This window comes from Chelativorans alearensis, assembly GCF_010993735.1.
Taxonomy (GTDB): Bacteria; Pseudomonadota; Alphaproteobacteria; order Rhizobiales; family Rhizobiaceae; genus Chelativorans; species Chelativorans alearense.
This window is the reverse complement of record NZ_WQNI01000002.1, coordinates 457163-468855: the sequence shown is the minus strand read 5'-3', so window position 1 is coordinate 468855 and position 11693 is coordinate 457163. Positions and strand designations below refer to the sequence as shown.

The 11693-nt window shown below is 65.2% G+C and carries 12 protein-coding genes and 1 tRNA gene; 5 read left to right on the top strand and 8 right to left on the bottom strand.

Features of this window, described 5'->3' with window-relative positions:
• Nucleotides 1–45: 45 nt before the first annotated feature.
• The 3 genes from ligD to GPJ75_RS05115 all read right to left on the bottom strand — a co-directional run bounded on the left by ligD (nucleotide 46) and on the right by GPJ75_RS05115 (nucleotide 2372).
• Complete coding sequence (gene ligD, locus GPJ75_RS05125) at nucleotides 46–999, bottom strand: non-homologous end-joining DNA ligase (RefSeq protein ID WP_246248904.1); 954 nt, start codon at nucleotides 997–999, stop codon at nucleotides 46–48.
• A gap of 78 nt (nucleotides 1000–1077) precedes the next feature.
• A tRNA-Arg gene (locus tag GPJ75_RS05120) sits at nucleotides 1078–1154 on the bottom strand.
• A gap of 54 nt (nucleotides 1155–1208) precedes the next feature.
• Nucleotides 1209–2372: a M20 aminoacylase family protein gene (locus GPJ75_RS05115; RefSeq protein WP_163265765.1), complete on the bottom strand. Its 1164-nt coding sequence runs from the start codon at nucleotides 2370–2372 to the stop codon at nucleotides 1209–1211.
• 179 nt (nucleotides 2373–2551) lie between these two features.
• Here GPJ75_RS05115 and GPJ75_RS05110 point away from each other — a divergent pair, with 179 nt between their 5' ends.
• Both GPJ75_RS05110 and GPJ75_RS05105 read left to right on the top strand, forming a co-directional pair.
• Complete coding sequence (locus GPJ75_RS05110; protein WP_163265763.1) at nucleotides 2552–3679, top strand: D-alanyl-D-alanine carboxypeptidase family protein; 1128 nt, start codon at nucleotides 2552–2554, stop codon at nucleotides 3677–3679.
• A gap of 2 nt (nucleotides 3680–3681) precedes the next feature.
• Nucleotides 3682–4725: a CobW family GTP-binding protein gene (locus tag GPJ75_RS05105; protein WP_163265761.1), complete on the top strand. Its 1044-nt coding sequence runs from the start codon at nucleotides 3682–3684 to the stop codon at nucleotides 4723–4725.
• Nucleotides 4726–4788: 63 nt separating this feature from the next.
• Here the strand turns inward: GPJ75_RS05105 and GPJ75_RS05100 are convergent, their stop codons facing one another.
• From GPJ75_RS05100 to GPJ75_RS05080, 5 genes are all read right to left on the bottom strand, one after another.
• Nucleotides 4789–5034 (bottom strand): sulfurtransferase TusA family protein, encoded by a 246-nt coding sequence (locus GPJ75_RS05100; RefSeq protein WP_163265759.1) that lies wholly within the window; start codon nucleotides 5032–5034, stop codon nucleotides 4789–4791.
• Between the two features lie 4 nt (nucleotides 5035–5038).
• Nucleotides 5039–6241: a L,D-transpeptidase family protein gene (locus GPJ75_RS05095; RefSeq protein WP_163265756.1), complete on the bottom strand. Its 1203-nt coding sequence runs from the start codon at nucleotides 6239–6241 to the stop codon at nucleotides 5039–5041.
• Between the two features lie 186 nt (nucleotides 6242–6427).
• Entirely contained in the window at nucleotides 6428–7378 is a 951-nt protein-coding gene (locus tag GPJ75_RS05090) for an acetyl-CoA carboxylase carboxyltransferase subunit alpha (protein ID WP_163265754.1), read from the bottom strand.
• A gap of 91 nt (nucleotides 7379–7469) precedes the next feature.
• Nucleotides 7470–8396: a site-specific tyrosine recombinase XerD gene (locus tag GPJ75_RS05085; RefSeq protein ID WP_163265878.1), complete on the bottom strand. Its 927-nt coding sequence runs from the start codon at nucleotides 8394–8396 to the stop codon at nucleotides 7470–7472.
• Between the two features lie 8 nt (nucleotides 8397–8404).
• Nucleotides 8405–8551: a histidine kinase gene (locus GPJ75_RS05080; protein ID WP_159586084.1), complete on the bottom strand. Its 147-nt coding sequence runs from the start codon at nucleotides 8549–8551 to the stop codon at nucleotides 8405–8407.
• A gap of 120 nt (nucleotides 8552–8671) precedes the next feature.
• Between GPJ75_RS05080 and GPJ75_RS05075 the strand changes: the two genes are divergently transcribed.
• From GPJ75_RS05075 to GPJ75_RS05065, 3 genes are read left to right on the top strand one after another with little or no spacing between them, the layout of a single operon-like run.
• Nucleotides 8672–9274, top strand: coding sequence for a shikimate kinase (locus tag GPJ75_RS05075; protein WP_163265752.1), 603 nt, complete (start codon nucleotides 8672–8674; stop codon nucleotides 9272–9274).
• Nucleotides 9271–10398 (top strand): 3-dehydroquinate synthase, encoded by a 1128-nt coding sequence (gene aroB, locus GPJ75_RS05070; protein ID WP_163265750.1) that lies wholly within the window; start codon nucleotides 9271–9273, stop codon nucleotides 10396–10398. Before GPJ75_RS05075 ends, aroB begins: the two co-directional genes overlap by 4 nt.
• On the top strand, nucleotides 10395–11687 hold the full coding sequence (locus tag GPJ75_RS05065) for an HlyC/CorC family transporter (RefSeq protein WP_163265748.1): 1293 nt from the start codon (nucleotides 10395–10397) through the stop codon (nucleotides 11685–11687). Before aroB ends, GPJ75_RS05065 begins: the two co-directional genes overlap by 4 nt.
• Nucleotides 11688–11693 lie beyond the last annotated feature (6 nt).

The window sequence follows — 11693 nt, the reverse complement described above, 5'->3', positions numbered from 1 at the left end:
ATCGGACCGCCCGGGACAGGCGCCCGAAAACGAATGTCGCCTGGGTTAGGGGTCGAAATTCGGCTTCAGCACCTCTTCCGCCCGCACGCCGAGTGCGCGCAATGTGGCCGCCTTGAGCCCTTGCCGGCGGCCATAGCTCCTCCAGGCGGAAACCGCCTGCGGATCGGCCTTTCCAAGGCGGAACACGTCCGCGGCGTCGATCGAACCCAGTTCGTCCCAGTCGACGGGCCAGGCGAGCGGGGCGCCTTTTCTGGCACGCGGCGAAAAAGGTGCGATCGCCGAAGCGCCGCGCTCGTTGCGGAGATAGTCGATGAAGATGCGTCCCTTGCGCTTTGCCTTACTCATGGTTGCGACATAACGCCCCGGATCGTCTTCGGCCATGCGCTCGGCCAGCGCCTTGGCGAAAGCTTTTATCGTCGGCCATCGATAGCGGCGCACGAGCGGGCACACGACGTGAATGCCCTTGCCGCCGGTGAGCAGGGGAAAGCTCGAAAGGCCGAGCGTCTCAAGGATGTCGTGCATGTGCACCGCCGCTTCCTTGACCTTCTCGAAACTGACCGTGGGGTCCGGATCGAGGTCGAAAACGAGCCTGTCCGGCCGCTCGATATCGTCCACCCGCGAGCCCCAGATGTGGAGCTCGAGGACACCGATCTGCGCGGCCGCGACGAGCCCGGCCGCATCCCTGATGTAAAGATACTCTCTTTCGCCGCCCTTCTTCTGATGCACGTTGAGGCTGCGGAACTGCCGCGGCATGCCGGCGCTGCCATGACGTTGGAAGAAGCACTGCCTTGCCCTGCCCTGAGGGCAACGCACCAGGCTGATGAGCCTGTCCTTGAGGTAAGGCAACATGTGCGCCGATGCCCGCTCCATATAGGCGGCGAGATCGCGCTTCGTGACGCCCTGTTCCTTGAACAGGATCCTTTCAGGGTGGCTGAGACGGATTCCGGCGATCACGGACCGTTCGCCGTTCGCCGCCCGATTGGTGGCCTCCTCGATCACTTCAAAACCCCTTCGGGGCAAAAGCGTTGTGTCCAAAATGAAGTGTAACCCGTGTGTCCTGTGCGGACCGAATTTTGTTGGCGATCCCGGCTGGATTCGAACCAGCGACCCTCAGATTAGGAATCTGATGCTCTATCCTGCTGAGCTACGGGACCGGAAACGGGCACACTCATAACGCGTCGCGGCGGCTTCGCCAAGCCGAAATGGAATTAGCCCGGCAGTGCCGTTTCCGCCAGCCGCACCCAGTAGCTTACGCCGTACGGTATGGCCTCGTCGTTGAAGTCGTAGCGCGGGTTGTGCAGATAGGCGCCGTCGCCGTTGCCAACGAAAATGAAGGCACCGGGGCGCGCTTCCAGCATGTAGGAAAAATCCTCACCGCCCATCAGGGGGGCGATGCCGGTCTCCACGTTGGTGTCTCCCGCCACCTCGCGCGCCACTTGCGCCGCGAATTCCGTCTCCTCGGCGTGGTTGAAGGTGACCGGGTAATTCGACTGATAGGCCACCGTGACGCTGGCCCCGTGCGCCTCGGCGATGCCGGTGCACAGGGCACGCAGGCGCTCCTCGGCGAGCACATTCATCTCCTTCTTCAAGGTGCGCACCGTGCCTTCCATCCGCACCCTGTCGGGAATGATGTTGTGGGAATCGCCACCGTGGATCTTGGTCACCGAAACGACGATCGATTCCAGCGGATCGGCGGAGCGCGCGGCGATCGTCTGCAGCGCGCCGACCATCTGCCCGGCGACGACGATGGAATCCACCGTCTTGTGCGGCATCGCCGCATGACCGCCCTTGCCCTGCACCTCGATGACGAATTCCGCCGTCGCCGCCATGATGGGGCCGGGGCGAATGGCGAAGTGCCCCACCGGCAGGCCGGGCAGGTTGTGCATGCCGAACACGCGTTCGATCCCGAAGCGCTCCATCATGCCGTCTTTCACCATCTCGCGGCCGCCACCCCCGCCCTCTTCCGCCGGCTGGAAGATGACAGCCACGGTGCCCGCGAAGTTACGCGTCTCGGTGAGATACTTGGCTGCGCCCAGGAGCATGGAGGTGTGCCCGTCATGGCCGCAGGCATGCATCCGGCCAGGCACCGTCGAGCGATAATGGGCGCCGGTCTCCTCCTCGATCGGCAGCGCATCCATATCGGCGCGCAGGCCGATCGTCGGTCCCGTGCCGCGGCTGCCGCGGATGATCCCCACCACGCCGGTCCGTCCGAGGCCGGTGACCACCTCGTCGCAGCCGAAAGCCTCCAACTTCGCGCGCACGAAGGACGCCGTTTCGTGAACATCGAACAGAATTTCCGGTTTTCTGTGTAATTCGCGGCGCCACGCCGTGATCTCGTCATGAAGTTCGGCTGAACGATTCACGATGGGCATAAAGTGTGTTCCTTCGCTTGCGGGATCCCGCCGGCTGCGGGACAATGCCGCTGACCCGCCCTTTGCCATCGTGGCGACATGTGCGCTAGATATGGCAGCGGCCGCGAGCTTGAAAGGGGTGGGCAGGGCAGGCTTTTGACCCGGCCATCTTACGGATATCGGCAGCACACAGGCAATACATGAAATCGGGATACGCAATACGGTTTTGGCGGAGCGGCAGAGCGTTCACCGCGGCAGCGGCAATTTTTCTGTCGCTGCCGGGCGCGGCCGCCATTGCCGGCCCCCATGTTCTCATGGAGGTGGATAGCGGGCGCGTGCTGGCCGCGGAGGACGCCTTCAAGCGTTGGTATCCGGCCTCGCTTACCAAGCTGATGACGGCCTATGTGGCCTTCCGCGCTGTCGAGGCCGGCGAAATGCAGTTCGATTCGCCCGTGCGCATGACGCAGAGCGCCGCCAAGGAGCCGCCCAGCAAGATGGGCTATCCGCCGGGCTCGGTTCTTACCCTCGACAACGCGCTGAAGATCATCATGGTCAAATCGGCCAACGACGTGGCCACGGCAATCGCCGAGAATGTCGGCGGTTCGGAAAGCGCGTTCGCCGCCCGTATGAATGCGGAGGCACAGCGCCTGGGCATGACGGGGACGCATTTCGTCAATGCCCACGGGCTGCATTCCACGCAGCAATACACGACGGCACGCGATCTGGCCCTCTTGGTGCGGGCGATCCGCACCGAGTTTCCGCAGTACGCGGCATACTTCTCCATCGAGGGCCTGCGCGCCGGCAAGAAGGTCATGCCCAACTACAACTTCCTGATCGGCCGCTTCGAAGGTGCCGACGGCATGAAGACGGGCTACGTCTGCGCCTCCGGCTTCAACCTTGTCGCCACCGCGACGCGCGGCCGGCGCACCCTCGCCGCCATCGTGCTGGGCGCGCAATCGCAGGTGGAGCGGGCGGAGAAGGCAGCGGAGCTTCTGGCGCAGGGCTTCAAGGCGCGAGGCTTTGCCGCGCCGGCGCTGGCAAGCCTGCGCCCATCCTCGCCCGACAGCAATACCGCCACCGACATGCGGCCAGAAATTTGCTCGCAGGAGGCGGTGGCAAAGCGCGTGAAAATGCGTGACGACGAGGGCCGCCTCGTCATCGATTCGCCCTATGTACGGGAGATGACGCGTGAGCCCCGGCTTGTTGCCGTCGGCCTCGGCGGCGCCGATGGGCCGGAATCGAAGACACCCCGCTACGCCAATGTGCCGATACCGACCCCGCGTCCCGCCTACCCGCCGCAGTCGGCTGTTGTGGACCAGGGCGACTGAGCATGGGAGGCCAGCCGATAGTCCTCGACATCGTCACCGGCTTCCTCGGCGCCGGCAAGACGACGCTCATCAACCGGCTGCTGAAGGACCCTGCACTCGCCGACACCGCCGTGATCGTCAACGAGTTCGGCGAGATTTCCATCGACCACCTGCTCGTCGAGCAGGCCTCCGACGGCGTTATCGAGCTTGGCGACGGTTGCCTGTGCTGCACGGTGCGCGGGGCGCTGGTCGACACGCTGGCAGCGCTTGCCGGGCGCGCGCAAAAACTGCGCCGCGTGGTGGTGGAGACCACCGGCCTTGCCGATCCCGTGCCCGTGCTGCAGGCGGTGATGGCCCATCCCGAGCTGTCGCGGACCTACAGCGTCGGGAGCGTGGTGACGGTGGTCGACGCGGTGAACGGCGCGGCCACGCTCGACGCCCATGAAGAAGCGCTGAGCCAGGTCGTCGTGGCCGACCGCCTGCTCCTCACCAAGGGCGATCTCGCTCCGGACAAGGACCGGCAGGCGCTCATCCGCCATATGGCCGCACTCAACCCGAACGCGGAAATCCTCGACGCCCGCGCGCCCGAGGCGGGCTCGGCGGCCATGTTCGAGAGAGACGCAGGCCCTCGCACGGCACCGCCGCCGGCCGCGCACCACGACCATGACCACCCGCACGATCACGGGCACCACGAGGGGCGCTTCCAGTCCGTGTCGCTCACCCACGACCGCCCCCTGCCGCAAGCGGCGGTCGAGAATTTCCTCGATCTGCTCGCCACGCAGCAGGGCGAGCACATCCTGCGCATCAAGGGGCTGGTGGAGACGATAGAGGAGCCTTCGCGCCCGCTCCTCGTCCAGGGCGCGCAAAGGCTCCTGCACGCGCCGGAAAGGCTCTCCCGCTGGCCCGACAGCGGGCGCGGCACGCGTATCGTCGTCATCGGACACGCGCTCGATGTCGACTATGTTCGCCGCATCTTCGCCGCCTTCGCGGGCCAGGCGGCGGTCGACACGCCCGACCGCACAGCCCTGGAGCACAATCCCCTGGCGATCCCCGGCTTCCGCGCCTGAACGCACGAAAGACGCTGTAGGTTATTGGATTTTACGCATCCGTGCTTTCCGAAAATCGGTTCGCTAGCCAGCGCCTCGCTCGATGAGGAAGCGGTGGCCACCCGGTACAACCCGTGTTTCCACGAGGCGGTGCTTTTGCTCGGCGCAGAAGGCGGGGATATCGATCGCCGCCAGCGGATCCGTCGTCTCCAGCCAAAGGCATGCGCCAGGCTTCATGCCGGCAAGCCGCTTGCGCGCCTTCAGGACCGGCAGGGGGCAGTTGAGCCCCTTGAGATCGTAAACCTCAGCCGCATCGCGTACGAGATTCATGGCGTCATTTGCTGAAGATGTTCAAGAAGCGGCTTATGGGTGACTGCGGCGAAGATTCCGCCTTCTGAGCCGGCGCGGGCGCGCCCTTAGGGTTCGGTGTCGGCGCGGGCAGCGAGCCGGTGGTCAGCGGCGGTACGCCTACCTCGGCCTGCGCTTCCCGCGCCCCGGTGGAGGCGGAAGCATAGGCGGATACGGGCGCCGGGGCCTCGTTCTCCGGCTTTTCACTCGCGGCGACATTTACCGACGCCAACGACGGCGGCTCGGGCGAGACCTTTTCGCCCCTCGCCCGCCGCCGGGTCCAATCAGCCACCAAAAGCGCTTCCTCGTGCCCGAGGATCGAAGGGTTCGGCTCCGGCTTGGCCTTCTTCTTAACCGCTTCGGCGAAGGCGACGTCCTGCTGCGCCTTGTATTTCTTGTAGGCGGCCATCAGGCTATCGGGCTGCGTGGAGGGCGGACAAGCCTCCGTCGCCACAAAGCTCTCGCCCTCCGCCGGGATGCGGTTGAAGACATAGCGCCTCTCGCACACATCCACCCGCGGCGGCTGCTTGGTGATCTCGAAGTGGTCGTAGCCTTCCTTCAGCATGGTCCAGTACGGATAATTCGGATCATTGCGGTAGCGCGCCATGTTCTCCGGCGTCATGCGGAAGGGAAAGGCCTGAAGCTGGAACGCCTGCTGGCCGCCGCGAAAGGCATCGCGCGCGAAGGCATAGATCTCTTCCACCTGCTCGTCGGTCATGGAATAGCAGCCGGCGGACGAGCAGGCGCCGTGCACCATCAGGTGCTGCCCCGTGCGGCCGTTGGCGCGGTCATAGATATTGGGGAAGCCGATGTTGAAGGACAGGTGGTAGCTCGACCGCGGGTTCATCTGCTGCGGGCGCACCCCGTAGAAGCCCTCCGGCGCCTGCCGGTCGCCCTCGGTGTATTTCGGCCCAAGCTTGCCCGACCATTTGCAGATGTCGTAGCTGGTGACGAGGTCGTAGCGGCCGTTCTGCTTCTGCTTCCAGACCTCAAGCACACCTTCCTCTTTAAAGATGCGCATCATGATCGGGGCGCCCTTGCTGATCCCCTTCGCTTTCATGGTCTGAACGATGGCGGCCGGGAGCTGGCGCTCGGCTTTGGGCGCAATGTCTTCCAGCGATTCGCCGCTGCATCCCGCGAGCGCGAGGCCGACGGTCAGCAGGGCAGCGCGTGCGATGCGGCTCTTCATGCAACGTCTCTATTTGACTGCCAATCCCCCTCCAGGCGGCAGGAGCGGGCTTTTACCCCACAACTAAAGACCCGTTAGGCTTGACAAATCATTACCGGTAACGTGCGAATTGATGTTTATCGCCTACCATTGAAGTCGCTGGCAAGGCAAGATTATGGCAGTCCCGCGGCATAACGGTGACGACGATTACAGGTTGCGGCCGATGGCGAGGAACTTTTCCCTGCGGTGCTCGCGGTAGTCGGAGCCGCCCTCGGCGAGTTCCTTGAAGCCCTTATCGATAGTCTCCCCGGCGGCCGCGATCACAGTATCGGGCGCACGGTGCGCGCCACCCACGGGCTCAGGCACGATGCCGTCGATGATCTTGAGCTGCAAGAGGTCCTGGGCGGTGATCTTCATGTTCGTCGCCGCGTCCTTGGCACGCGTGGAATCGTGCCACAGGATTGACGCCGCCCCTTCCGGCGAGATCACCGAATAGATGGAGTGCTCCAGCATGTAGACCTGGTTGGCGGTGGCGATGGCGATGGCCCCGCCCGAGCCGCCCTCGCCGATGATGACGGAGAGGTTCGGCACCTGGAGGGCGAGACATTTAGAGGTGGAACGGGCGATGGCCTCGGCCTGCCCCCGCTCCTCGGCACCGATGCCCGGATAGGCGCCGGCCGTATCCACCAGGGTGATGACGGGGATGCCGAAGCGGTCGGCCAGATCCATCACGCGCACCGCCTTGCGGTAGCCTTCGGGCCTTGCCATGCCGAAATTGTGCTTGAGCCGGCTTTGCGTATCGTTGCCCTTTTCCTGGCCGATCAGGGCGATCGCCTGGCCCTTGAAGCGGGCAAAGCCGGTGACGATCGCCTGGTCCTCGCCAAAGGCACGGTCGCCGGCCAGTGGCGTGAAATCGGTGAAAAGCTCACGCACATAGTCCATACAATGCGGCCGGTCGGGGTGGCGGGCGACCTGCGCCTTCTGCCACGGCGTCAGCGTCTTGTAGATGTCACGCAACGCATCCTTCGAGCGCTTCTCCAGCCGTGCGATCTCCTCGGCAACGTCGACGGCCTCGCCGCCTTCGCTCAACGTCTTCAGTTCGAGGATTTTGCCTTCGAGATCGGCGACCGGTTTTTCGAAATCGAGATAGTTATACATTAACCCGCCAAATCGACACGAGACACGCGGTTCAGGGCACTGAAAGGATAGAAGGGCCCGCGATTGATGGCTTCACATAGCGACCATAAGCCTAGTCGGCAAGCGGATGGTGTTTTTGTACCAGTTCTTGCAGCCGCTTTTCCAGCACATGCGTGTAGATTTGCGTCGTCGAAATATCCGAATGGCCGAGAAGCTGCTGCACCGCGCGCAAGTCTGCCCCGTTCTGCAGGAGATGGCTGGCGAAGGCGTGGCGCAGCACGTGCGGCGAGACCTTGGCGCTGGCGATGCCTGCGCGCGCGGCAAGACCTTTGAGCTCGCGGGCGAACACCTGCCGTGGCAGATGGCCGCGCTCCGAAGCGGCGGGGAAGAGCCAGGGGCTCTCCGCCAGCGTCGGGTGCCTGGCGCGCTCGGCAAGCCACAGCGCCACCGCGGCTCGCGCCTTGCCCGACAGCGGCACGATGCGCTCCTTGCCGCCCTTGCCGCGCACGGTGAAGAAGCGCTCGTCGCGCAACGCCACCGTGACCGGCAGGCTGACAAGCTCCGAGACACGCAGGCCCGACGCGTAGAGCACCTCCAGGAGCGTCGACAGGCGTTGCGCGGCGATACGCTCGGGCGAGCCTTCGACTGCTGCCCGCGCTTCTTGCGCGGCGCGCTCCAGAAGCAGCCCCGTCTCCGCCTCACTCAGCGTCTTCGGCAGCGGCCGCCCCTTCTTCGGGCTGTCGAGCACGCCTGTCGGGTCGTCGCCGCGCAGACCTTCGGCATAGAGGAACTTGAAGAACTGGCGCAGCGCCGAGAGCTTGCGCGCCTGGGTCGTGGCCGCGAAGCCGCGCCCGGCCATGTCACCGAGATAAGCGCGGATGCCTGCCGGGCTGGCGCCCGCAAGCCCGCTCTCCGCCGCCTCCAGAAAAGCGTCCGCGTCCTCCAGGTCGCGGCGGTAGGAGGCGAGCGTGTTGTCGCTCGCCCCACGCTCGGCGGCCATCATCTCCAGGAATGCCTCGATCTTCGCGCCGCTCGCCATCGTTTCGCTCACTCGGTAAGAAGCCGTTCCGCCGGCACGTCCACGGTCATCTCGACCCTGTTCGGCTCCACCAGCGTGGCAAGCGCGAACATGGCGCCGTAGAAGAGGCCGGCGAGGATGGCGATCACCGTCAAGAGCCGGAAAAGGGTCGGCATGTCGCTCCCGTCGAGGCGTTGGTTCCTCAAGGTTATGGAACGCGCGGCCGGACAAGGCAAGCCGCCGCCGGCATCGTAAACGCTTGACGCGATATGTCTTTTGATGTCGAAACCTGCGGCATGACGGCGACCGACAATCAAGACGTGGCGAACATCCCGGCCCTGCTCAACCGGCTTGGGCGGCGCACGGTCGTCTTCGTCGGGCTGATGGGCGCCGGCAAGACCGTGATCGGACGCAAGGTGGCGGCGACACTGGGTTTGCCTTTCATCGACAGCGACCACGAAATCGAGGACGTTTCGCGCATGACGATCCCCGATCTCTTCGCCGCTTACGGTGAAGAGGAGTTTCGCGCGCTGGAGCGCCGGGTGATCGCGCGCCTCCTGAAGGAGGGGCCGCAGGTGCTGTCTACCGGCGGTGGCGCCTTCATGAGCGCCGCAACCCGCCAGGCGATTGCCCGCCGCGGCGTTTCCGTGTGGCTGAAGGCCGACCTCGACACGCTGATGCAGCGGGTGGCCAAGCGCCAGAACCGGCCGCTTCTTCAGGCCGAAGACCCGCGCGCGGTCATGCAGCGCCTTATGGAGGTTCGCTATCCGGTCTATGAAGAGGCGGACGTTACCGTGCGCTCGCGCGACGAGCCGAAAGAGGTGATCGCCGCGGAAGTGATGACCAGCCTCGCCCGCTTCCTGGCGGAGGGGCGAGAGGTGAGGAAACCTGCACCATGAACCAGCGCACCGAAGAACCGGCCACCGTTTCCGTCGGCCTTGGCGAACGCGCTTATGACATCCTCATCGGCGCCGGCCTCTTGGCTCGCGCCGGCGCGGAGATCGCCGCCCGCCTGCCCGGCGCGCGCGCGGCCGTCGTGACGGACGAGAACGTCGCCGCCCTCCACCTCGAGCCGCTGCAGGAAGGGCTGGAGGCGGCGGGCATCGAAAGCACCGCCATCACCCTCCCTCCCGGTGAGCGCAGCAAGAGCTTCGATGCCCTTCAGGAGACGGTGGACGCAATTCTCGGCGCTCGGCTGGAGCGGCGGGATGCGGTAATCGCGCTCGGCGGCGGTGTGATGGGCGATTTGGCGGGCTTCGCCGCCGGCATCGTGCGCCGCGGCATGAACTTCGTGCAGGTGCCGACCTCCCTGCTGGCACAGGTGGATTCCTCTGTCGGCGGCAAGACCGGCATCAACACGGGCCGTGGGAAAAATCTCGTCGGCGTCATCCACCAGCCGAGGCTGGTGCTCGCCGACACCGCCACCCTCGACACGCTGCCTGGGCGCGAACTCCGTGCAGGCTACGCCGAGATGGCGAAATACGGGCTGATCGACCGCCCGGATTTCTTCGCCTGGCTGGAGGCGAACTGGCGCGATGTCTTTTCCGGCAGCGCGGCGCGTACCGAAGCCATCGCCCGGTCCTGCCGTGCCAAGGCCGAGATCGTCGAGCGCGACGAGCGCGAGAGCGGCGAGCGCGCGCTGCTCAATCTCGGCCACACCTTCGGCCATGCGCTCGAGGCCGCTACCGGTTACGACAGCGCGCGCTTGGTGCATGGCGAGGGCGTGGCCATCGGCATGGTGCTGGCGCACCGCTTCTCCGCCCGCATGAATCTCGCCAGCCCCGACGACGCCGACCGCGTGGAGGCGCATTTGCGCGATGTCGGCCTGCCGACGCGGCTGGAGCATATCTCCGGCGCCCTTCCTGGCGCGGAAGCGCTGCTTTCCTATATCGCGCAGGACAAGAAGGTCTCGCGCGGCGCGCTGACCTTCATTCTCACGCACGGTGTCGGCCGGTCCTTCATCGCCAAGGATGTGCCGACATCGCAGGTGCTCGCGTTCCTAAGGGAGTGTCAAACGCAATGACGGCCGAGATGCTGATCACCGGCGGTGCCATTCTGGCGCTGATCTTCCTGTCCTTTCTGTTCTCCGGCACCGAGACCGGTATGACCGCCGTCTCCCGTGCCCGGCTGCACACGCTGGAGCGCAATGGCGACAAACGCGCCGGTCTGGTCAGCACGCTCATCGAGCGGCGCAATCGGCTGGTGGGCGCCCTGCTCATCGGCAACAACCTCGTCAACATCTTCGCCTCCGCTCTGGCCACCAGCCTGTTCCTGAGCCTGTTCGGCGAGGCGGGCGTCCTCTACGCCACCCTCGTCATGACGGTGTTGCTCGTTATCTTCGCCGAGATCCTGCCGAAATCCTGGGCGCTGGCAATGCCCGAGCGGTTCGCCCTCTTCGTCTCGCCCTTCGCGCGCCTGACGGTTCTCCTGTTCGGCGCCCTGTCGTCGGTGGTGAATGCCATCGTGCGCGTCATACTATCCATCTTCGGCATCAATCTTTCACGCGACACCTTCGCGTTGTCGGCCCATGAGGAACTGCGCGGCACGGTGGAGGTGCTGCACCGCGAGGGCGCGGTGGTGAAGCAGGACCGCGACCGCGTCGGCGGTCTGCTCGACCTGCACGAGCTGGAAGTCTCCGACGTCATGATCCACCGCACCAACATGCGCTCCATCAATGCCGAGGACCCGCCGGAGACCGTGGTGCACGAGATCCTGAAGAGCCCCTATACACGCCTCCCTCTCTGGCACGGCACGACGGAGAACATCGTCGGTGTGGTGCACACCAAGGATCTCCTGCGCGCCCTCCATGACGCCGATAACGACGCCAGCAAGATCGACGTCATGAAGATCGCCTCGAAGCCGTGGTTCGTGCCCGACACGACGACGCTGCAGGACCAGCTCAACGCTTTCTTGCGCCGCAAGGCGCACATCGCCATCGTCGTCGACGAATATGGCGAGGTGGAAGGGCTGGTGACGCTGGAGGACATCATCGAGGAGATCGTCGGCGACATCGCCGACGAGCACGACGTCGAGATGCAGGGCGTCAAGCAGGAGGCCGACGGCTCCATCGTCGTGGAAGGCTCAGTGCCCATCCGCGACTTGAACCGCGCGCTCGATTGGAACCTTCCGGACGAGGAGGCCACCACAATCGCCGGCCTCGTCATCCACGAGACCCAGACCATCCCGGAAGAAAAACAGGCCTTCACCTTCTTCGGCAAGCGCTTCATCGTCATGAAGCGGGAGAAGAACCGCATCACCCGGCTGCGCATCAGGCCGGCGGTGGAGGAGACGGCCGCGGGGAAAAGCGAATAAGCGCCG